Raw genomic sequence first — 21,373 nt, forward strand, 5'->3', positions numbered from 1 at the left:
ATTAATGGAGGTGTTGTTTTTGCCGGTTTGTCAGCAATGTGGAACAGAATGGACGTGGTGGGAGACGAATAAAGCTTCTGCTAATTTAGATACACGGTTGGTATGCCCTCACTGTCATGCGCATCAGTATGCCTCTAAAAAGACGTTGAAAGTAACGGGTGTATTAACTTTACTTATTCCATTTATTATAATTTTCCCTTCGTTTTTCATGGAGTTCTCTATTTTAGGCCTTATTTTACATTGCCTTACGGTTATAGTGTTGTTTTTTTCCTTTTATCCTTTTATCTTGAAGTTAAGCAGTACTGAAGAGCATTTAGTTAACTGGGGGAGAATGAAATAAATCCAGTCGTCAATTAGTTATGACGACTGGATTTATTTATTACGCGGTATAATGACAGGCTGCTAAATGGTCCTCTTTCACTTCTTCTAAAGCTGGATCAACTTGTTTACAATATTCTGTCGCAAGGGGGCAACGTGTATGAAAACGACATCCAGAAGGTACATTTAACGGACTAGGAACATCACCTTTAAGTTGAATTCTTTCCTTATTGTCTTCTGTTATATCAGGAATTGCTGAAAATAAAGCTTGTGTGTAAGGGTGCGCTGGTTTCTCATATATGGAGTCTTCATCAGCTAACTCGACCATTTTACCTAAATACATCACACCTACTCGGTCGCTAATATGCTTAACGACAGATAAATCATGAGAAATGAAAATATAAGTTAGTTGGTGTTTCCTTTTGAGCTTTTGTAATAAGTTCAATACTTGCGCTTGAACGGATACGTCTAATGCCGAGACCGCTTCATCACATATAATTAACTTAGGTTGTACAGCAAGTGCTCTGGCAATACTAACTCTCTGCCTTTGCCCACCGCTAAATTCATGTGGATACTTCCAATAAGCTTCAGCTTTCAATCCGACTTCTTCAAGTAAATTTTGAACGTAGCTTTGCCGTTCTTTTTTAGGGACGATCTCATGAGTTGCTACAATTTCAGTCAACATTGCTCCTACTGTCATTCTAGGGTTCAATGAAGCGAAGGGGTCCTGGAATATAATTTGTATATCTTTACGTAATTTCCGTAACTGCTTTCCACTCAATTGAGCTATATCTTGACCTTCGTAAAACACTTCACCTGACGTTGGTTTTTGTAGTTGAAGCAGTGCACGTCCCATCGTTGACTTACCACAACCAGACTCACCGACAATGCCTAATGTTTCACCTTTTTTAACATTAAACGTTAAGTCATCAACTGCTTTGACTTGTTGTTTTTGTTTAAATAAGCCACCACCGACTTCAAAGTACTTTTTTAACCCTTTAATCTCTAATAGGTTGTCGGTCGACTGCTTCACTTGAGCTGTTGTCATTAGACTCCCCTCCTTCAAATGGTGTCATCTTCTGCCACTCACCTGAATACATCCAACAACGAACGGGGTGATCTTCTGTTCCTACTTCTTCTGGAGACTGAACGAAACACTCCTGTTTTGCAAAAGCACACCTAGTCGAAAAGCGACAACCAGAGGGCATTTCATCTGGGTTCGGTACAGACCCTTTAATGACTGGTAGTTCTTCTGTTTTCCCTTGTAGTTTTGGAATTGATTCGATCAACCCTTGTGTGTATGGGTGTTTTGGGTTATCAAATAATGACCTTGAATCAGTATATTCGATCACTTCACCTGCATACATCACGAGCACTTGGTCACCCATTTCTGAAACGACGCCTAAATCATGGGTAATCATGACAATCGACATGTCTAAATCGGCTTTCAACTCATTTAAAAGGTCTAAAATTTGAGCTTGGATCGTTACATCTAATGCTGTTGTTGGCTCATCGGCGATTAATAATTTGGGATTACAAGCAAGTGCCATCGCAATCATGACACGCTGACGCATTCCTCCACTCATTTCGTGGGGGTAGTTATGAACTCGCTCACGTGGAGAAGGAATACCAACTAATTCAAACATTTCAACAACGCGTTCATAGGCTTCTTTTTTCGTTACGTTACGGTGAATTCGGACTGCTTCTGCAATTTGTTTCCCTACTGTATGAACGGGATTTAATGACGTCATTGGCTCTTGAAAAATCATTGAGATCTCATTGCCACGTATTTTACTCATTTCTTTCATGGATTGGTTCGTTAAGTCTTGACCTTCAAATCGAATCTCACCTGAACGAATTCCCCCTGATTCTGGTAGTAGTCCCATAATTGAAAGTGAAGTTAAACTTTTCCCGCAACCTGATTCGCCAACGATACATAGTGTTTCTCCTTTTTGCACGTTAAACGACACACCATTTAAGATTTGTGTGAAGTTCTTTTTATTATTAAATCCAACTTCTAAGCCGCGGACTTGTAATTGGTATTCTTCGCTCGTATTTTTCATGACGTGACACTCCTTACTTCATCTTCGGATCTAACATGTCGCGTATGCCATCGCCGAACAAGTTAATTGATATGACGGTAATGAAGATTAATGCCCCTGGAAATAAAGCGATCCACGGAGCCGAATCTAAATAACCCTGACCGGTTGCTAACATGGAACCCCAACTTGGATTAGGTGGCTGAGTTCCTAAACCTAAATAACTGAGTGAAGCTTCGACGATTATAGCTGCGGCAATAGCAAGCGTTGCTTGAACCATAATTGGCGCAATTGTATTCGGTAAAATATGCTTTAGAATGATACTAAAATCACTAATACCTGAGGCCTTCCCCGCTTCTACATATTCTTTCTCACGGTGTGCCAATACTTCACCGCGAATTAAACGAACGAAATTCGGGGTTAACACTAAACCAATCGCAATCATCGCATTAGTTAACCCGGCACCTAATACCGCGGCTAGAGCTAATGCTAATACTAAAGCTGGGATTGATAGCATGGCGTCTGTCATTCTCATAATGATGTACTCATCTATAAAACCGCGATAATAACCAGAAATTAAACCAACCGGAACTCCAATAATTAACGCAATGCCAACTGAGATTAGACCTGCTTGTAACGACACTTGCGCTCCATATATAACTCGACTAAAAATGTCACGGCCTAGATTATCTGTTCCAAACCAATACTCAATACTTGGTGCTTGTAGGACAGCACTATAATTTTGTTCAGTTGGATCATGCGGTGCTAACCACGGCGCAAAAATAGCTGTAAATATTAACAGGAATGTAACGACACCACCGAAGACAGCTAGTTTATTTTGCAACAACCGTTCAAGCATTGTTTTAAGCATTCGCAGGCGAGGGTTTTGAGCTTTGGGCTTTTGTACTGATAGGTTTTGAGATTGCTCCATTATTGTGACCCTCCTGTTAGCTTAATGCGTGGATCTAAGATTGAATATAAAACATCTGTTAAGAAGTTGATTAATATCACAGCTAAAGCCATAAACATAACGGCCCCTTGTAATACAGGGAAATCTCGCGTTTGAATTGATGTGACTAATAGTTGGCCTAATCCTGGAATATTAAAGATCTCTTCTGTAATGACCGTTCCGCCTAAGAAAGCAGCAAACTGTAACGCACTAACTGTAATGACCGGTAAAATTGAATTCCTTAATGCATGACCATATACAACAGCTCGTTCAAGTAACCCTTTGGCATAACCTGTTCTTATATAATCTGACCCTAATACCTCTAGTAAACTAGAACGAAGCATACGGGTTAGTTCTGCTGATAGCCTCACACCTAAAGCAACAGCAGGTAGTAACATGTACCATAAACTTTGGGCGACACTTTCTGTAATAGGTACATAACCTGATGGTGGAAACCAACCGAGCGTGACAGCAAAAATAAAGATTAATAGAATACCTAACCAAAAAGGTGGTAATGACACGCCTGATAGTGCAAATAAGGTGGCTGATGAATCCCATAGAGTCCCCTTTCTTGTCGCACTAATGACACCTGCTGGAATTGCAATTAAAACAGCAATCGCAAACGACATGACTGTTAGCTGTAGTGTGATCGGAATCTTTTCAGCTAATAGACTCGAAACTTCAGTATTATCTCGAAACGATTGACCAAAATCACCTTGCAATAAGTCACCAACCCAAGCAAAGTACTGCATAACTAGAGGGTCATTTAACCCCATATCCTCACGCAATGCTTCTAAAGATTCGTCTGTTGCTTCCTGCCCTAAAATCATTAACGCCGGATCACCAGGTAGGACATTAACTAGTGAGAACACGATAATACTAACGAAAAATAATATAACGATCATTAAGCCTGCACGGCGAAGTAGAAATGAGAGCACCTTCACCCCTCCTGATTGTCTAAATTAGTGTAAAGCAAGGTGCTGCAATTGGCTGCAGCACCTTACCAACTTTTATTCAAGTGTTAAATCTGCCGGTCGAATTAATCCGTCTGGTACGTGATTGAACCCTTGAACGTTGTCTTTCATCGGTTTATAGTCATTTTCGTGATATAAGAAAATGTAAGGCGCTTCATCCCATAGAATCTCTGCTGCTTCGTGGTACATCTCTTGTCTTTCACTTTGATCAACAGTTGTTCTAGCATCTATTAGCAATTCATCTAACTGTTCATTAGAACTTCCTGTAAAGTTATACGTTTCATCTGTGTGGAACCAGCTATATGCATTACCATCTGGGTCTACTCGACCACTCCATCCAAGTCGAGCTATATCAAAGTCACCTTCATACATACGGTCTAAAATAGCACCAAACTCAACTTGCTCAATTTCAACGTTAAACCCAACTTCATCTAGCATCGACTTTAACATTTCAGATAGTTGTTGCTCTGCTGGTGATGGGCTAACAGTTAACGTGAATGATAAATCCTCAACCCCTGATTCTTCTAATAGCTCCTGTGCCTTTTCAACTTCACGATCAGGCACTTCTAAGTCTGGATTGTTTGCCCAACTTGACGGAGCAAATGGACTAACTGCTGGTTCAGCGCCATTATGAAAGACGACTTCAGTAATAGCTTCACGATCTACTGCATAATTCATAGCCTGTCTTACTTTTTGGTTATCAAATGGCTCTCGGTCTGTATTTAACATTAAACCTTGGAAGCCGATTCCATCTTCTTCAGACATATTGATTTCTGGATTCTCTTCTAGTTGCTCTAGGTCTTTGTGAGCCACGCGATTCACGATATCTAGATCACCTGATACTAAGTTTGTAATGCGCGTATCTTCGTTGGAAAACGCATGATACTCTAAGTACTGATAATCTGGTTGATCACCCCAGTAATCATCGTGACGCTCGAACTCTAAATGGCTTTGAGCTGTACGGTCAACGAACTGAAATGGTCCTGTACCAACGGGTTCGTTAGACAAATCAATTGACTCATCTTCAGCCGCTTCAGGCGAAACCATTTGACCTGCTCGGTGAGATAGTCCAGATAAGAAAGGAGCAAACGGTTCCTCTAGCTCAACGACAAATGTGTACTCATCCTCTACTGACATTTCTTCAATTAACCTTAAGTCCGAAGCATTTGGCGAACCAAGATCTTCATCTAAAATACGTTCAAAGTTATACTTTACTGCTTCAGCGTTAAAATCGGCTCCATCGTGGAAAGTGACACCTTCTTGTAAATAAAATGTATAAGTTAAACCATCCTCTGAGACATCCCAATCTTTAGCAAGTCCAGGGATAGGGTCTAAGTTTTCATCTACATTAATTAGCGTTTCATAAACAGCTTTGAAAATTTGACTCTCTACTTGTGCAGTGGATAAGTGAGGGTCTAACAACGGTGGATCATCATCTAAACCAACAACTAAAGTGTCTTCCGCATCGTTATTTGTTAAATCTTCTGGCTCTTCTTCTCCACCAGCTGCCTCATCATTTTGATCGTTACCACCACAAGCAGCTAGTACCATAAGTAAAGTTAATAATAGTGTTGTTAATAGCTTTTTAGAATACATTTGATCGTCCATATAAGTTCCTCCTAGGTTTTAATAAAGTCATAAGTCTGAAATAAAATCGCTAATGTCATTTTCCACACGAACCAACTCCTCTGAACTTTTGAAATAGTTAGATAATTTAAATTTAAAATCCATTTTACTTACTTAAACCACAAAGTCAATAACATTTTGATAGGTTTTTATATGTAATCGTTATCATTTTGTTACTCATTTATGAAAACCCTTTCATATTGTTATTTTAGACCTAAGCATATTTGTCTATTAACTATTTACAAACAAAAGTTTAAGTGATAAACTTTTGTTATAATAAATTGATAGCGATTTCATTTATTGAAAGTGGAGGGTTCAAAAATGGAAAAAGAACAACAAATTTTAAATTTTATAAAATTAAACCCTTACATCTCACAACAAGAGTTAGCTGATGAAGTCGGTCTCTCGCGTCCAGCGGTTGCCAACTATATTAAGAGGTTAATTGCGTCTGGTGACATTAAAGGACGAGCCTATATTTTAAATGACCACAGTGGAGTTACATGCATTGGTGGAGCTAACGTTGACCGTAAGTCACATGCTTTGCAAGACGTTAGAATGGAGTCGTCTAACCCTGTTATAACTGACGAATCTCTTGGCGGAGTAGCAAGAAACGTCGCTGAAAACTTAGTCAGACTAGACTTAAAGCCGACTTTGGCTACTTTTGTAGGTCAAGATAAAGAAGGTGCTTGGTTAACGGAGTCTGCATACAAAATTGGTATCGACACGAGCGAAGTTACTACTTTACCTCAAAGCCGTACCGGAACTTATACAGCGTTGATCGACCGAAATGGTGAACTCGTTGTATCTATGGCAGATATGGAGATTTACAACAAAGTATCTGAGCAGTTAATTGAGCAAAAATGGCAACAATACGCACGCTCTGATGTCATCTTTTTAGATACTAATATTTCTGAAAGTGCTATCCATGCAGTAATAAGACGTTCTAAAAGTAATCAAAAGCCATTATTTTTAGACCCTGTCTCCTCAATTAAAGCGAAAAAGCTACCCGGAGATTTATCAGGTGTGCACACGATTATTCCGAACAAGGAAGAAGCCGAGGAACTGTCAGGTATTACAATTAATAGTGCTAATGACTTGGGGAAAGCTTGCCATGAGTTACTGCGAAGAGGCGTTAAGCAAGTTGTCATCACTTTAGGTGAAGAGGGCATTTATTATTGTTCTAATGATGAAGAAGGTAAGGTTGAAGCTATTCGTACAGAAGTTGCTGACGTAACCGGAGCTGGTGATGCGTTCACTGCTGGTATTATTTATGGTTTTATAAATGGTCAGTCGTTGCAGCAGGCTTGTCGTTTCGGACTAGCGTGCGCCACGTTAACACTTCAATCAAGTCAGTCTTGTTCAGAAGACTTATCAACAGAGAAAATTAATACTTTATTAAAGGAGTTGTCGTAAATGGAACAATTTTTATCATACACAAAAGAAGTACAAGAGGCTTTACAAAATAAACAACCTGTCGTTGCATTAGAGTCAACGATTATCTCTCACGGGTTACCATACCCGCAAAACTTAGAAATGGCTCGTAAAGTTGAAGAAATAATCCGTGAGCAAGGGGCAGTACCTGCTACGATCGGCATTATGGATGGTGAGGTCAAGATCGGTTTAACAGAAGAAGAGTTAAATGTTTTTGCTACAAGTGAAAATGTTCATAAGGTGAGCCGTCGTGACTTCGCTCATGTTATTGCACAACGAGAGCTTGGTGCAACGACTGTTGCTGGGACGATGATTGCAGCTGAACTTGCAGGTATTAAAGTGTTTGCCACTGGTGGAATTGGTGGTGTCCATCGTGAAGGTGAAATCACTTGGGACGTTTCAGCAGACTTAACGGAATTAGCACAAACGAATGTCGCTGTCGTTTGCGCTGGTGCTAAGTCAATATTAGATATCGGTCGAACGTTAGAATATTTAGAGACGCATGGGGTTCCGGTTATTGGTTACAAAACAAACACATTCCCTTCATTCTATTCTCGAGTAAGTGAATTCGGTGTTGATTACCAAATCGATCAACCAGAAGCAGTTGCTAAGTCACTAAAAACTAAATGGGACTTAGGTCTTGAAGGTGGCGCTATAATTGCTAACCCAGTGCCTGAACACGCTGCATTAGACTATAATAAAATTGAAAATGTCATTCAAGAAGCGATCACAGAAGCGAAAAATAACAACATTACCGGTAAAGAAGTAACGCCGTTTATTTTAGATAAAGTGAAAAGTTTAACAGATGGCCAAAGCTTAGAAACGAACTTAGCTCTTGTTTATCATAACGCTGAAGTGGCTGGTTTAATCGCTAGTGCTTATCAAGAAAATTAATCAATCTTTCAATAATTTTATAAAACAAAAGTGAGTGAAAACCACATTAGGTTCACTCACTTTTGCATTTATAATTAATTATTGTACACTTAATGCTTCCCCATCTTCTGTCTCAAAGATAAACGATTTCCCTCTGAGATCTTCTTTGTTTACTTGTAAATACTGACGAGGCATTTCATAGTCTTCTGGGTCACGATAATCCTTAGGCTCATCGTGTATTCCAACAACAACACGAACAACATCATCATCTTCTAATACCATTCGTTGAGCACGCAAATCATAGCCTAAATATTCTTCATCCCCAATTTGATATAACAAGATATCATACTCATCAAAGTCAAACACATCTGTTACATCACTTGGATGGTCATCTTCTGTATATAACCAAACCCCTGCATTAGGTTGTCTTTCAGGTGAACCAAATGTAAACCAAACTCTTGTGAATTCTAATGTGTCTTCGATTTCAGAAGGTGCAACAGCTTGAGTTGAATTATCATCTTGATCTTTATCAGCTGTAGTTTCCTCTTCTTCATTCGTTTCTGAATCTATGTTGTCTTCATTTTCAGATACACCTTCACTTTCTTCTTGTGTATCTTCATCTGTTCCATCATCCGAGTCACCTAGACAAGCTGTTAAAATAAATAAAAATAGGCAACTAAGTATTAAGTAAAACCATTTTTGTTTCCCCATATTAATCCCCACCTATTTATTTTTTCTATTAAAGAGTATACCACTGAACTTACTGTTGTAAATAGTTGGAAAGGCCTTTTTTTAACTGTATAGCAAAATAAACAAACGAATATCTTCCCTAGAAGATATTCGTTATTATGATCAGTGTACTTAATTATTTTCTGGATCTGGACTCCCAGGAGGTCTATACGCTGGCGGCACCTTTAGCCAACCGCGTTTTTTCATCATTTCTTTTGCACTAAATCCTAAAGAAAATTTATCTATTTGAAACTTTAAAAACATTAACCCTAAGTCTGTTCTTAAACATTGACTAGCTGAGGCTGCACACATATCCCCTGCATAAACGAAATTTATTGATAAAGTATTCATTAACTCTTCATCACTCATCCTCGCACCCACTGGTACACTTCTCGGATCTGATATGGGCTTATGAGCTGGTGATGAGGCTATTGGGATTCCTTCATTTCTCATAAGTGTCGTCATTTCTTTAATGTGTGAGTTTGCTACGTCATAAGCATCATTAATAAACTTTTTAACATCCTTATCCAATGTCATATTTAGCCCAACTTCTTCATAAGCAATAATACTTTCAACAAAAGCTAAGTATGTCCAACAAGCCATCGCTTCTCCAACATGAACAGGGTCTTTACTATTATCATTAAGTTCCTTTAACACTTTAACTGATGCTTCAATCCACTTACCATAACTACTTGCCAAAATAAACACCCCCAAATTCTGTATTTATAGCTTGAGAATTTGGGGGTGATTTATTCGTTATTTTTATTTCAGACCACCACGCGCATCAACTGGCCAATTGTTTACCACTTCGTTTTCATTACAAACGACATACTCATGAAATAAGTTAGCTACTACGCAAGCATGGTTTGGGATGATTTCGACTGTATCATTAACTTCCAACTCACACTGTTCATCTATTGGAATGACACCATGCTCTTCAGACAGCCTTTCAATAACTAAACTTGGGTAACCAATGACATGACCAAACCCGACAACACTTTCGTTACCATGTGCTCCTTTTTCAAGTGACAATGATTTGCTTCCTGCATCAATCACTATACGATCAGAATGTTTAGCAACAACCGTGGCAAGTACAGTTAAAGCACAATCTTCAGGCTGCGCTATACCTAAACCGACTTGAACCATATCATAAAAGATCGCATTCCCTGGTCTAATTTCAGTTACACCCTTAACCTTACCTGCATCCATGAACGTTGGGGTAGCACCAACACTTCGGTGCCGAATACGGATCCCTTCAACTTCACACGCTTTTGCACTCTTTACAACACTTTCTGCTTCATACTTGGCGATACTTTTCCGTTCTTCATTTGACTTAGCACCGTAAGAATGGCCAGCATGAGTGTATAAACCAGTTAATTCAAGGCCTGGAAGTGCTGCTATATACTTGGCTAGGCTAACTGTCTCTTCACCTGGCTCAACACCACAACGGTTCAACCCAGAATTCACTTTAATCCATACTTCTAGCACTTCACCTTCAAACGTGTCACTTAAAGCTTTTGCGCCGACCTCAGAATCAACGCTAGCAATTATATTAGCTCGTTTAGTTAACTCTTTTAAACGGTTTGCTTTTTGTTTATTAGTAATTGGATAGGCAATAAAAATATCTTCAATACCACCATCGATCATAACTTCAGCTTCATCCAGTTTAGCAACGGTTACCCCAACCGCTCCTTCTTCAACTTGCCTTTTAGCAATATGGACACTTTTATGTGTTTTAATGTGAGGGCGTAATGCAATGTGTTGTGATTGTGCAAAACCAACCATACTCATTAAGTTACGCTCCATTGTATCTTGTTGTATTAATAAACTTGGCGTATCTAAGTTCATCCCTCAATCACCTTTTCTGTTTATCTTTTAATAATCGGCAATACGACAGAAGATGGATACTGCTCCGAGTGGTAGACCGTTTGATTCGCCACTTTCATCTCAGTCGCTTTACCTAATTCATCTCCTGTATTTAAGTTGCGGTCATACTTTGGAAAAGCACTTGATGCGATTTCAATTCGGATTTGATGACCTTTTTTAAAGATGTGTGACGTATTCCAACAGTCGACTTCCACTTCGTAAACTTCACCTGGGGTCATTAGTTCAGGCTTGTCTGTTCCGTTACGGAAGCGCCCGCGAACGAGCCCGTCTGTTAAACGTTGGGCAAAACCACTCTTCCTTACATCTAGTAATTTGACCGTAAAGTCAGTATCTTTCGCATCAGTTGATACGAATAAATTTGCTTTTACTGGCCCTGTCACCTCTAGATCGTCTTCTAATACGTCACTTGTATAAACTAGTACATCATCTCTTCTTTCAATTGAAGAGTAGTCATCTGGACCACCAATTTGGTGTGATACCATTTCAGTGATGAATGGTACCGGGTTAGCTGGGTCATAAACGTACTGGTCATAATCCGCCACACTCTTAGCTGGATCACTCGTACTTAAAACACCATCTCCAAAACGGCTATTTGCCTTGCCACCACTATGTAAGTAAAATTTGGTCCACTTCGTATTTGGTAGAGGCCACTTTTTTTCTTGTCTCCACTTATTTTCTCCCATTACGAAAATTTCGACGGGCTCCTTCTTAGTGAACCCTTGGTCAATTCCTTTTAAGTAGTAGTCAAAAAAGCTTCGCTGATAGTCATTCATATTAATTAGCGATTCTTCTCCAAAGTCTAGGTCACCTAGTTTGGTTGATTTGTTAAGTTGATGTGGCCAAGGACCCATTAACAAATGTTGATCAGACTTGCCTGCTTCAACCATGCCTTGGTAATTTAATGGCGTCCCGATTTGTTCATCATCATACCAACCTGAAATATTTAAGACTGGTACGTCAATTTCATCAAAACGGTGCTGATAAGCGATATGTTTCCAATAGTCATCAAAGTATGGATGCTCAATTTCTTCACGCCACTGCTCGGAATACCATCCTGTCGGTAAATCCATATCGACATAAGGTAACGTCCAGTAAACCTTTTGCCAATCAACTAAGTTTATATTTTGCATAACACGACCTCGCGTCATATATAACCAACAAATATGCATCGGATTTGGTAATCCCGTTGGCCATTCAACAAAAGGATCTGACGGTGTTACTAGTGGAACCATCGCTTTAAGTGATGGAGGTTGCTCTAATGCGGTTAGCCACTGAATGCGTCCTAAGTATGAGCCTCCAAGAGTACCAACATTTCCGTCACACCACGTTTGGTTTGCGACCCATTCGATGACGTCATAACCGTCAACACCATCATTGCGGTAAGGGACGAACTCTCCTTCTGAATCTCCACGTCCTCTAACATCAACATTAATGACGTGATAGCCATGTTCAGTGAAGTACTCACCTTGCAAATGTTGCTGTTCTCGCGTTTTTCCATAAGGTGTTCTTACAACGATCGCTGGGTATACACCTTGTTCTTCTGGTTGATAATGATCTGCTGATAATAACACTTCGTCCCTTAAAGGGATCTTTATATCTCTTTTAACACGGTAACTCATCCAAACCCTCCTTATAAATTATATTTCGTTATTCGAATAAAATATCCTGCACAACTCTATTTGTTGGCAAGAAATATTTAACCTTTCATCAAACTTTCACATTGGAGGTTTAAGCTTAAGTTATAGGAGGGTGAAAATTGACAACGACGACTGCAATGATTCAGATCGCAATCATAATTGTGAGCTTTTTGTTAAGCTTTATTGTTTTTATGTTTATTAGCCCGTTAAATAAACAACTTAAAAAACAATACTTAGATGAAACCGTTTCTTTTATTATAAACATCGTTTTACTTATATGGCTTGGTAAAGTCGTGTTTAATCTTTCATTGATTTTAACTGACCCGATGGCTGTTTTAGCCTACCCGAGCGGGGCAAGAGAATTTTACTTTGGCATAACAGTAGCCGTTATAATTTTTATAGCAAAACATAAGAAAAAGGAAATTCGAATTATACCGTTTTTACACGCCTTTTTAACCATTTTCATATTCGCTTCATTTATTTACGAATTTATGGAACTTATTGTGCAAGGTCATACTTACTCGTTTAACTACTTAACTTTATTATTTATTGTTTTAATTACGTTTGTCATGATGAACTCTTTATCATTTGGGATTTCAAGTGGGGTTACTATTACGTTGTGGAGCTTGGGGCAACTTGCTTTAACAACAGTACAACCCTTTATAACCATTTTCTCTTATATGGTTTCCCCGTGGTTCATTATGATTGTGTTTATGGGCGGAATATCAATATTAATAACTAATATTAAGAAAGTTGGTGCAACATGATTGATGTAGCAGACCTAACAATATGGTTAGCTTTAGGCGCTGGAATGTTGTCGTTCTTATCTCCTTGTACTTTACCTCTTTTTCCAGCCTACCTTTCTTACATTACTGGGGTAAGTGTAAAAGAATTAGAAAACAACAAAGATATGAAAGTAAGGTCTAAATTACTTATTCACTCTGTTTTATTCCTATTCGGTGTATCGTTAATTTTTATCGGTTTAGGTGTTGGTGTATCTTTTATCGGACAATGGATTCAAAGCTTCCTAGCTGGCGAATCAGGTCAGTTTATTCAACGAATCGCTGGTATTTTCATTATCGTGATGGGACTTTTCGTAGGTGGATGGCTCAATATTAAAACGTTTATGAAGGAGAAGCGTTTTAACTTCGCGAGAAAGCCTGCCGGTTACTTAGGTACTGTCTTTGTTGGAATGGGGTTTGCCGCAGGGTGGACGCCATGTATTGGTCCAATTTTTGCAACAATCTTAGTTGCGGCAGCGAGTAACCCATCTCAAGGCGCTTTTTACACCATTTTTTACGTGATCGGTTTCGCTTTACCGTTCCTAATTCTAACGTTCTTTATCGGCAGAACGAGATGGATTGTAAAGTATAGCGGCATGATTATGAAAGTCGGTGGTGTCGTCATGATCATTATGGGGCTTCTTCTATTTACTGGCCAAATGACACGAATCTCGATCTTTTTATTAGAACTAATTGATGATACTTGGTTTTCAAATTTAGGTTAAACGAAAGGTGGAAAATATAATATGAAACGTCTTATTATTTTAGCCATCATTGTATTAATGTTTGGTTGGACGGTGTATGACCTTGTTATAAAAGAGGAAGAAACAAACGAACAAGGTACAGACGGTTTTATGGTAAGTGGTGAACCTGATGGCGGTGACCCCGAGGACCTTGAAGTTGGATTAGACATTGGTAGTACAGCTCCTGACTTTGAGCTTGAAACGTTAGAAGGAGATACTGTAAAACTGTCTGACTTCCGCGGGCAACGTGTTATGATTAATTTTTGGGCTACTTGGTGTCCACCTTGTCGTGCTGAAATGCCTGACATGCAACGTTTCTATGAAAATACAGATATTAAAATTTTAGCAATTGATTTAATTGAAACAGAAAGCTCTAAAGACGATGTGAGAGAGTTTGCTGATGATTTTGAATTAACGTTCCCTATTCTTTTTGATGAAGGCGAAGAAGTGTCAACACTGTATCACGTCTTACCTGTTCCAACGACGTATATGGTTGACTCAAATGGCATCATTCAATATAAAGCATTTGGTGCGATGAACTATGACATGATGATCCAAGAATATGAAAAGATGGATTAGGCTCTATAAATTATTTATAATGAATGGTTAAGAGGTGTTAGCCATGAACCAAACGATTTTAGTCGTTGAAGATGATCAAATGATTCGTCATCTTATTCGAGTTTATTTGGAGAAAGCCAATTATGAAGTCATTGAAGCTTCAGATGGTTTAGAAGCACAAGAGAAGTTTGTTAAGTACCAACCTTGTTTAATTATATTAGATTTAATGTTGCCTAAACTTAGTGGCGAAGATTTTTGCCAGTGGGTTCGTGACTATGAACAAGAAGAAGTTTCAATCATTATTTTATCTGCTAAAACACAAGTTCAAGATAAAGTCCATTTGCTTCGAATAGGTGCGGACGATTATTTAACTAAGCCTTTCGAACCTGAAGAGTTAATTGCTCATGTAGAGGCCGTCTTAAGGAGAACTGGTCGTTATTGTCAGAAGATCACTTATGATGGCCTATGCTTAAAGGTTAGAAAAGGAGAAGTATTACTAAATGGTGAAGAAATCAACTTAACTAAGCATGAATTCCATTTACTTTACTTCTTTATGCAAAACCCGAATACGGTTTTAACACGGGATCAGCTAATCGAGCAGTTGTACCCAGCAAGCGAAAATGTCGTTTATGATCGTACAATTGATGCTCACATAAAAAAGCTACGAGAGAAATTACATGATAAAGATGAACCTAAAAAAATCCAAACAGTAAGAGGAATGGGGTATAAGTTTGTTCCGAAAGAATCCATTTTTTAAAGGGTTATTGTTCAGACTAACTCTATTAAATATGTTGATTATTTCCGTAGCCATTATTTTAAGTAGCTTTGCGATTTATCAAACGGCATGTTTTCTCGTTGAGTCGATTAGTGGAGTAGATTCAAGTACTCAAAGTCGGTTTGAGGCATTATTGTTTGAGTATCTCGTCATTTTTACAATTGTCGCTATTTTAATTGCGGGAATTCTTCACTTTTACTTAACACGAAACTTAATACGCCCGATTAGACAATTAATTCAATCAACAAAAGAGTTGAAATCTGGACAAAACCCTAGTTTAGTTCAGTATGATTCAAACAATGAAGTTGGTGAATTAATTGAGCATTATAATGGACTGATTGATCAATTGAAACAACAAGACGAAGTGAGAAATAAGATGATTGCTGATTTATCACATGAATTACGCACGCCTGTTTCTAACCTAAATGGGTATTTGTATGCGATGAAATCTGGGGTTATCGAAGCAAGCGAAGAGACGTTACAAGCTTTACATTTAGAATCACAACGTTTAAAACAATTAATTGAACAAGTTGATCAGTTGAAAGAGTTAGACTATATTTCAGCCCAACAATTTATCAATCATACAGTACAAGACGTATCTGATGTGATTAAACAAAGTGTCTCTGTTTTTGAGTGGAGCTTTTCACAAGCTAGTATCCCTGTTCAAGTTGATGTTGAAGCTTGTATGGCTAAGTTCAATCAAGAAGGTATTCAACAAGTGATCAACAACTTATTAGATAATGCTTTAAGGTACCATGAGGGGGATCAGCCCGTTTTAGTTAGAGGATACAAAAATGATGGGAATTATTATGCTTCTGTTACAACGAGCGGCAAACCAATTCCAACTGATGAACAAGACAAGATTTTTGAACGATTTTACCGAGTCGATCACTCTCGTTCTAGAGAATCTGGCGGAAGTGGCCTCGGGTTATCTATTGCTAAAGAAATCATCGAAAAACATGACGGGACAATAGGTGTGAAAAGTTATAATCATTCAAATGAATTTTGGTTTGTAATTCCTATTAGAAGTTAACCCCAACTCGAGTTTAGAGTCGGGGTTTTTGTTTTTACTAGTTCTCATTCAGCTAAGCTAACCTCATCGCAACAATGACGACAACGACAATTGAAAGGATTGTTGAAATAAATAAGAAGTTCGTATACATTTTAGTAATCGCTGTTAAAGACTTATCTTTTTTTAGTTCAATGCCTTGTAGCTTCTTTTTAAGCTTCTTACTATACAGGGACACGACGATTACAGTTAGTAAAATAGCAACGCCACCGATTTCTTCCATCAACTTCAAGTACAGCGGCAACGTATCGCGGTTAAACTGTAAGATCATATACACACCTGTTAACATGACAACAATACCACTTGGTAGCACAACCCAATTAATCATGCGACGCAACTTCTCTATTACGAGCGAATGTTTCTTTAACTCTTCTTCAGATTTTGCCAATGACCTTAATAAAAGGCCGACAACAATAAATGCTCCAATCCATAATGCGACACCAACTATGTGTAAACTATACGATAATTCATACATGTTATAACACTCCCTTTATCTTTTTAAAATTGTCGCAATTGCTGGCACTAACATACCGCGTACTAAAAAGGCGTCTACTAAAATACCTAAACTCACGATGAAACCGAACATAAACAATTCTAAAATAGGCTGAGTCATTAATACGCCGAACGTCCCTGCAAGAATAATCCCTGCAGATGATATAACTCCTCCTGTTAAAGCAACTCCGCGCCTAACCGCTTCTTTCATTTCATACTCTTGGCGCTCTTCTCTTATGCGAGACATTAACATAATGTTGTAGTCAACGCCGAGTGCGACTAAAAAGACGAAAGCATAAAGCGGAATACGGTAACTCATACCTTCATAGCCGAGGAAGTTATCAAAAATAAACCAACTGATCCCTAGCGCAGAGAAGTAAGAGATTAAGATCGTTGTCATCATGTAAATAGGCGCAACAACCGAACGCAACTGCCACATTAACATCGCTAAAATAACTAGCGTAACAATGGCGACAACGACAGCTGTATCTCGTTCATTATAAGCACGAATCTCACTTTGTTGTGCTGACTCTCCTGCAAAATATATCCCCGAAAAGCTAGTACCTTCAATGATTTTGTTATGTTCATTTATTAAATACTCGAGTGTGTCTAAAGATTCATGGTCATATGGATTTTGTGCTAACAATGCTTCAAGTTTCACAACCGTTTCATCTTCTGATATCGAGAACGTTTCTCCTTGAAGATCACCTTCTTTAAAAACATCATGAGATGGTAATGTCGTTTCACTTACCCCTTCATAATCCACAATGGCTGTATTAATTTCATTCAGCTCTTGCAGTTGTTCTTCAGAAAAAACGATCTCCTCTTCACTTTCTAAAACGATGACGACTGGGGCTAACTCACCAGGTGGAAACTGTTCTTCTAACTTTTCATAACCGACTCGCGAATCCATTTCTTCCGGGAAAGAGTTTAATAGATTAAATGAATAATTGATATTCATTACATTTAGTCCGTTTACTATTAAGAATACTAATACAATCCCAGCTGCAACAAATGGCTTCTTCGTCACCCAGTTCCCCATTTTACTCCAGAAGCGATTTTTCTCTAACGTATCTTCTCCTACTTTAGGCTTGTCAGGCCAAAACGCTCTTCGTCCAAACGCTGTGAACAAGGCTGGAACTAAGGTTAAACCTGCAATTAGTACAATGGCAATGGTAATTGAGAAAACAGGCGCAAAGTTTTGATAAGGTCCATAGACCGCTAAAAACAGTACAAGCATCGCTGCTAAAACCGTTCCACCACTGAAGAAAATCGGCCTAGCGACACCTGTTACAGCTCGAACCATTGCTTCATGTTTACTATCAACTTGCCGCAACTCCTCTTTGAACCGTGAGAAAATAAATAAACTATAATCAACAGTTGCACCGAAAAGTAAAATCGACACAATGGATAACGATTGAGTCTCAATATAAAACACGTCATTCGCTGCAAAAAGCCCTAACACTCGGTCCACCGTTTGATAAACAAATAAGGCTGCCAACAACGGAATTAAAGCAAGAAGTGGCGATCGATAAATAATAATTAGTAAGACTAATACTAAGCCAATCGTTGAAAACAGTAACACTAAATTGGCATTAGAAAAGATCGTAATCGTATCAGATGCAATTCCTGCAGGCCCTGTCACATTTACTTCTGCATTTAAGACTGTTTCACTTGCCTCACTATGAAGTTGCTCGACTTTCGCATTAATTTCATCCATTTCAAGCCCGTCTGGTAACGTAACAGGTAAAACTAACGTCGATTGATCATCCGAAACGAATTCTTCTTTTACATCCTCAGGGAAGAAGTGAAATGGAACAGACGATAACAAAGAATCTTCTTCAACCTGCTCCCACAACGACTCACTTAACTCATCAACTGATTCAAATGCACCTGCACTCCACTCAGAATCATGTTCTAAAACGAGCAAAGCAAGTAAACCACTTTCGTCCGGAAAGTGTTCTTCAACTTTTTCAGATGCCACAACTGAATGAGCATCTGCCGGAAGATCAAACTCCCCCGTATTAATCGTATGTTGCTGGGCAGAAGGTGCTGCGCTTAAAGCTCCAACTACTAAAATCCAAATAATAATGACAGCCCACATACGTTTTCTCGTTTTAATTAAACTCGATAACTTCTCCATTGGTCGACCCCTTTTCTTCTAGCAATCTATAAAAATAATAACAAGCCTATATGAACAGAACATGAACAACAGATTAAACATAAATAAACGACTGTAAAAATACAGTCGCTTATTGTCGAGTTATTTATTTGGTAAAGTAACTGAAAATGTTGCTCCCTTACCTTGTTGCGATGTAACATCGACCTTTGCATCGTGAAGGTCTGCAATAGATTGGACGATTGATAAACCTATTCCTGTACCGACTTTTGATGATCTCGACGTATCAGATTTGTAAAACCTTTCAAATATCATTTTCAAATCTTCTTGCTTAATTCCTTCTCCTTCATCCGTAACAGAAATCGCGACACCATTTTCAATGATCTTAGTTTGTATTGTGATTGTTGTATTACGCTTTGAAAATTGAATCGCATTTTGTATTAAATTAACTAACAATTGATCTATTCGATCTTTATCAGCGTTAATTTCAACTTCTTCTAAACTAAGGTCAACCTCAAGCTCTTTCTCATTGAACTGTGGCTCCATTCTCGCAACGATTTGGCGGACTTGTTCTGAAATATTATATCTTGATTTATGAATGTTTACAGTACCGGATTGGAGTTGTGTCATATCTAATAGGTCATTAACTAACTTGATCAGTCGCTCTGTTTCATCTTTCATAATGTGGTAATAATGCGTTCGCTTATCATTTGGGATTGTGTCATCCAGTAAGGCAACAAGAAACCCTTTGATCGAAGTTAATGGTGAGCGTAAATCGTGAGAAACATTGGCGATAAAATCACGACGCATATCTTCAAGGCTTTCAAGCTCTTCTGCCATATAGTTAAACGTTTCACCAAGTTGCGCAATTTCATCGTTTGATTTCGGTTTTGCCTTTTTAGAAAAGTCACCTTCTGCTAATTTTAATGCGACGTCATTTAGTTCTTTTAAAGGAGCTGTAATCTTTCTAGAAATTGCCCAAACGATAACTGTCATAATCATTAACGTAATGATAAAAGGCGTCAACAGCATTACAGCTAATTGAGTATACTCATGATTTAAGTCATAAAACGCCATCAACATAACGTCATCATCTTGAAACGGTGCTGCCACGACATGGACAAGCTCACCATCGTCTAACCACATACTGTCATGTACGATTTCACCCGATTGTACTTCTGTAAGCACCTCTTCATTCCAATAAAAAGGCTCACAACTTGTACAATCACTATAAATTAACACTTCACTTTTACTTTGGGTTAACATTTCCTCAGCTAGCCGTTCATCTTCAACAGGCCACTGTTGTTCTAGGTGCTCGTGGTGATAAGAAAACTCCTCTTCAAACTGATCATAAAGCTGCAGATGAAATAGAAAAATAAACACCCCAGCAAATAAAACGAAAGAAGCTAACATAATCCCCGCATAGCTTAAAAACAGTTTAATAAATATTTTGCCACGCAACTTACGAATGTACTTCAAACTTATACCCTACCCCTCTAACTGTTTTTAACGCCCAGGTTGCTTCGTTGTTAGTCGATATTTTCTCACGCAAACGTTTAATATGAACATCAACTGTTCTCGGGTCGCCGTCAAAATCGAACCCCCAAATATGGTCAAGCAATTGCTGGCGGGTAAACACTTGGTTTTGATGAGAGGCTAAATAGTACAATAGCTCGAGTTCCTTCGGCGGCAGTGTAATCGGCTCACCTTCTACTTTTACAATATATTCATTAAGATCAATTGAAAGGTTACTAAATTTCAGTACTTCATACTGTTGGTCATATTGATGTGAACGTCTTAAAATGGCTTTAATTCGAGCTATTAATTCGTTAGGATCAAACGGTTTTACAACATAATCGTCAGCCCCGAGCTCCAAACCTTTAATTCGATCATAGCTTTCCCCTTTACCTGTAAGCATTAAAATCGGTATGTGCTTTTGGTCGTGACGGACTTCACGGCACACTTCCCACCCATCTAAATCAGGAAGCATAATATCTAACACAATAAAGTCGGGTTGCTCATCATAATAAGCTGCTAACCCTGATTCACCATCATAACGAGCGATGACATCATGTCCCCATTTATTTATATATAATTTAATTAAATCGCTAATGTGCGGATCATCTTCTACGACTAGAAACTTCAGCTGCTTTTTCATGCTTCAAGTCTCCTTTCTCCCTTTCCATTATACAGAAGAAATATGAACAGAGTATGAATGACGGTTGGTGGATTATTACCGAATAGGGCTTTTTATTACCGAATGAGTGGGGATTATTACCGAATAGGTGTGTTTTATTACCGAATAAGCCAGAAACTCTGTCGAATCTTGTATTCTATAAGCTATTATTTTACTTCTATGAGCTATTTTCTGT

At 38.5% G+C, this 21,373-nt stretch carries 21 protein-coding genes; 8 read left to right on the forward strand and 13 right to left on the reverse strand.

The features are described 5' to 3' along the window. Positions 1–4 precede the first annotated feature (4 nt). On the forward strand, positions 5–340 hold the full coding sequence (locus AHA02nite_RS15430; protein WP_146813690.1) for a TIGR04104 family putative zinc finger protein: 336 nt from the start codon (positions 5–7) through the stop codon (positions 338–340). Positions 341–379: 39 nt separating this feature from the next. Here AHA02nite_RS15430 and AHA02nite_RS01525 read toward each other — a convergent pair whose 3' ends face one another. The 5 genes from AHA02nite_RS01525 to AHA02nite_RS01545 all read right to left on the reverse strand — a co-directional run bounded on the left by AHA02nite_RS01525 (position 380) and on the right by AHA02nite_RS01545 (position 5,888). Continuing rightward, positions 380–1,366: an ABC transporter ATP-binding protein gene (locus AHA02nite_RS01525; protein WP_146813692.1), complete on the reverse strand. Its 987-nt coding sequence runs from the start codon at positions 1,364–1,366 to the stop codon at positions 380–382. After that, entirely contained in the window at positions 1,317–2,381 is a 1,065-nt protein-coding gene (locus AHA02nite_RS01530) for an ABC transporter ATP-binding protein (protein WP_146813694.1), read from the reverse strand. The genes AHA02nite_RS01525 and AHA02nite_RS01530 overlap by 50 nt, the downstream gene beginning before the upstream one ends. A 13-nt stretch (positions 2,382–2,394) precedes the next feature. Next, positions 2,395–3,288: an ABC transporter permease gene (locus tag AHA02nite_RS01535; RefSeq protein ID WP_146813696.1), complete on the reverse strand. Its 894-nt coding sequence runs from the start codon at positions 3,286–3,288 to the stop codon at positions 2,395–2,397. Beyond that, the gene (locus AHA02nite_RS01540; protein ID WP_146813698.1) at positions 3,288–4,244 is read right to left on the reverse strand and encodes an ABC transporter permease; all 957 of its coding nucleotides are present in this window, start codon (positions 4,242–4,244) and stop codon (positions 3,288–3,290) included. Before AHA02nite_RS01540 ends, AHA02nite_RS01535 begins: the two co-directional genes overlap by 1 nt. A gap of 72 nt (positions 4,245–4,316) precedes the next feature. Further along, positions 4,317–5,888 carry an ABC transporter substrate-binding protein gene (locus AHA02nite_RS01545; protein WP_146813700.1) on the reverse strand — a complete coding sequence of 524 codons (1,572 nt, stop codon included), beginning with the start codon at positions 5,886–5,888 and terminating at the stop codon, positions 4,317–4,319. Positions 5,889–6,227: 339 nt separating this feature from the next. Here AHA02nite_RS01545 and AHA02nite_RS01550 point away from each other — a divergent pair, with 339 nt between their 5' ends. Together AHA02nite_RS01550 and AHA02nite_RS01555 are read left to right on the forward strand one after the other, a co-directional pair. After that, positions 6,228–7,319 (forward strand): carbohydrate kinase, encoded by a 1,092-nt coding sequence (locus AHA02nite_RS01550; RefSeq protein ID WP_146813702.1) that lies wholly within the window; start codon positions 6,228–6,230, stop codon positions 7,317–7,319. After that, on the forward strand, positions 7,320–8,231 hold the full coding sequence (locus tag AHA02nite_RS01555) for a pseudouridine-5'-phosphate glycosidase (protein WP_146813704.1): 912 nt from the start codon (positions 7,320–7,322) through the stop codon (positions 8,229–8,231). Positions 8,232–8,309: 78 nt separating this feature from the next. Here AHA02nite_RS01555 and AHA02nite_RS01560 read toward each other — a convergent pair whose 3' ends face one another. The 4 genes from AHA02nite_RS01560 to AHA02nite_RS01575 form a co-directional block, all read right to left on the reverse strand. Beyond that, positions 8,310–8,921 carry a hypothetical protein gene (locus tag AHA02nite_RS01560; RefSeq protein ID WP_146813706.1) on the reverse strand — a complete coding sequence of 204 codons (612 nt, stop codon included), beginning with the start codon at positions 8,919–8,921 and terminating at the stop codon, positions 8,310–8,312. 150 nt (positions 8,922–9,071) lie between these two features. Next, positions 9,072–9,638: a DUF3231 family protein gene (locus AHA02nite_RS01565; RefSeq protein ID WP_146813708.1), complete on the reverse strand. Its 567-nt coding sequence runs from the start codon at positions 9,636–9,638 to the stop codon at positions 9,072–9,074. Between the two features lie 63 nt (positions 9,639–9,701). Then, positions 9,702–10,787, reverse strand: coding sequence for an alanine racemase (locus AHA02nite_RS01570; protein ID WP_146813710.1), 1,086 nt, complete (start codon positions 10,785–10,787; stop codon positions 9,702–9,704). A gap of 20 nt (positions 10,788–10,807) precedes the next feature. After that, the gene (locus AHA02nite_RS01575) at positions 10,808–12,445 is read right to left on the reverse strand and encodes a CocE/NonD family hydrolase (RefSeq protein ID WP_146813712.1); all 1,638 of its coding nucleotides are present in this window, start codon (positions 12,443–12,445) and stop codon (positions 10,808–10,810) included. A 137-nt stretch (positions 12,446–12,582) separates the two neighbouring features. On the opposite strand from AHA02nite_RS01575, the gene AHA02nite_RS01580 reads away from it, so the two are divergent. Genes AHA02nite_RS01580 through AHA02nite_RS01600 form a run of 5 tightly spaced genes read left to right on the forward strand, consistent with a single transcriptional unit; the run spans position 12,583 to position 16,354 of the window. Next, positions 12,583–13,230 (forward strand): hypothetical protein, encoded by a 648-nt coding sequence (locus AHA02nite_RS01580; protein WP_146813714.1) that lies wholly within the window; start codon positions 12,583–12,585, stop codon positions 13,228–13,230. Beyond that, positions 13,227–13,970 (forward strand): cytochrome c biogenesis CcdA family protein, encoded by a 744-nt coding sequence (locus AHA02nite_RS01585; protein WP_017185798.1) that lies wholly within the window; start codon positions 13,227–13,229, stop codon positions 13,968–13,970. The genes AHA02nite_RS01580 and AHA02nite_RS01585 overlap by 4 nt, the downstream gene beginning before the upstream one ends. Before the next feature lie 21 nt (positions 13,971–13,991). Beyond that, positions 13,992–14,567, forward strand: a complete 576-nt coding sequence (locus AHA02nite_RS01590) for a peroxiredoxin family protein (RefSeq protein WP_146813716.1) — start codon at positions 13,992–13,994, stop codon at positions 14,565–14,567. A 43-nt stretch (positions 14,568–14,610) separates the two neighbouring features. Beyond that, positions 14,611–15,303 carry a response regulator transcription factor gene (locus tag AHA02nite_RS01595; protein WP_146813718.1) on the forward strand — a complete coding sequence of 231 codons (693 nt, stop codon included), beginning with the start codon at positions 14,611–14,613 and terminating at the stop codon, positions 15,301–15,303. Next, complete coding sequence (locus AHA02nite_RS01600) at positions 15,278–16,354, forward strand: sensor histidine kinase (RefSeq protein ID WP_246118796.1); 1,077 nt, start codon at positions 15,278–15,280, stop codon at positions 16,352–16,354. The genes AHA02nite_RS01595 and AHA02nite_RS01600 overlap by 26 nt, the downstream gene beginning before the upstream one ends. A 52-nt stretch (positions 16,355–16,406) precedes the next feature. Here AHA02nite_RS01600 and AHA02nite_RS01605 read toward each other — a convergent pair whose 3' ends face one another. The 4 genes from AHA02nite_RS01605 to AHA02nite_RS01620 all read right to left on the reverse strand — a co-directional run bounded on the left by AHA02nite_RS01605 (position 16,407) and on the right by AHA02nite_RS01620 (position 21,159). After that, positions 16,407–16,865, reverse strand: coding sequence for a hypothetical protein (locus AHA02nite_RS01605; protein WP_017187222.1), 459 nt, complete (start codon positions 16,863–16,865; stop codon positions 16,407–16,409). 15 nt (positions 16,866–16,880) lie between these two features. Beyond that, a complete protein-coding gene (locus tag AHA02nite_RS01610) occupies positions 16,881–19,025 on the reverse strand; it encodes an MMPL family transporter (RefSeq protein WP_146813722.1) in 2,145 nt (714 codons plus the stop codon). 120 nt (positions 19,026–19,145) lie between these two features. Beyond that, positions 19,146–20,480: a HAMP domain-containing sensor histidine kinase gene (locus AHA02nite_RS01615; RefSeq protein WP_017187220.1), complete on the reverse strand. Its 1,335-nt coding sequence runs from the start codon at positions 20,478–20,480 to the stop codon at positions 19,146–19,148. Further along, the gene (locus tag AHA02nite_RS01620; protein ID WP_174758171.1) at positions 20,464–21,159 is read right to left on the reverse strand and encodes a response regulator transcription factor; all 696 of its coding nucleotides are present in this window, start codon (positions 21,157–21,159) and stop codon (positions 20,464–20,466) included. The genes AHA02nite_RS01615 and AHA02nite_RS01620 overlap by 17 nt, the downstream gene beginning before the upstream one ends. Positions 21,160–21,373: the final 214 nt, after the last annotated feature.

Origin of the sequence: Alkalibacillus haloalkaliphilus (assembly GCF_007991275.1) — a bacterium.
Classification (GTDB): domain Bacteria; phylum Bacillota; class Bacilli; order Bacillales; family Alkalibacillaceae; genus Alkalibacillus; species Alkalibacillus haloalkaliphilus.

Coding starts and splice junctions, on each gene's coding strand:
- AHA02nite_RS15430 (WP_146813690.1), top strand. CDS start 5: ATGGAGGTGTTGTTTTTGCCGGTTTGTCAGCAATGTGGAACAGAATGG.
- AHA02nite_RS01525 (WP_146813692.1), bottom strand. CDS start 1,366: ATGACAACAGCTCAAGTGAAGCAGTCGACCGACAACCTATTAGAGATT.
- AHA02nite_RS01530 (WP_146813694.1), bottom strand. CDS start 2,381: ATGAAAAATACGAGCGAAGAATACCAATTACAAGTCCGCGGCTTAGAA.
- AHA02nite_RS01535 (WP_146813696.1), bottom strand. CDS start 3,288: ATGGAGCAATCTCAAAACCTATCAGTACAAAAGCCCAAAGCTCAAAAC.
- AHA02nite_RS01545 (WP_146813700.1), bottom strand. CDS start 5,888: ATGGACGATCAAATGTATTCTAAAAAGCTATTAACAACACTATTATTA.
- AHA02nite_RS01550 (WP_146813702.1), top strand. CDS start 6,228: ATGGAAAAAGAACAACAAATTTTAAATTTTATAAAATTAAACCCTTAC.
- AHA02nite_RS01555 (WP_146813704.1), top strand. CDS start 7,320: ATGGAACAATTTTTATCATACACAAAAGAAGTACAAGAGGCTTTACAA.
- AHA02nite_RS01560 (WP_146813706.1), bottom strand. CDS start 8,921: ATGGGGAAACAAAAATGGTTTTACTTAATACTTAGTTGCCTATTTTTA.
- AHA02nite_RS01570 (WP_146813710.1), bottom strand. CDS start 10,787: ATGAACTTAGATACGCCAAGTTTATTAATACAACAAGATACAATGGAG.
- AHA02nite_RS01575 (WP_146813712.1), bottom strand. CDS start 12,445: ATGAGTTACCGTGTTAAAAGAGATATAAAGATCCCTTTAAGGGACGAA.
- AHA02nite_RS01585 (WP_017185798.1), top strand. CDS start 13,227: ATGATTGATGTAGCAGACCTAACAATATGGTTAGCTTTAGGCGCTGGA.
- AHA02nite_RS01590 (WP_146813716.1), top strand. CDS start 13,992: ATGAAACGTCTTATTATTTTAGCCATCATTGTATTAATGTTTGGTTGG.
- AHA02nite_RS01595 (WP_146813718.1), top strand. CDS start 14,611: ATGAACCAAACGATTTTAGTCGTTGAAGATGATCAAATGATTCGTCAT.
- AHA02nite_RS01605 (WP_017187222.1), bottom strand. CDS start 16,865: ATGTATGAATTATCGTATAGTTTACACATAGTTGGTGTCGCATTATGG.
- AHA02nite_RS01610 (WP_146813722.1), bottom strand. CDS start 19,025: ATGGAGAAGTTATCGAGTTTAATTAAAACGAGAAAACGTATGTGGGCT.
- AHA02nite_RS01620 (WP_174758171.1), bottom strand. CDS start 21,159: ATGAAAAAGCAGCTGAAGTTTCTAGTCGTAGAAGATGATCCGCACATT.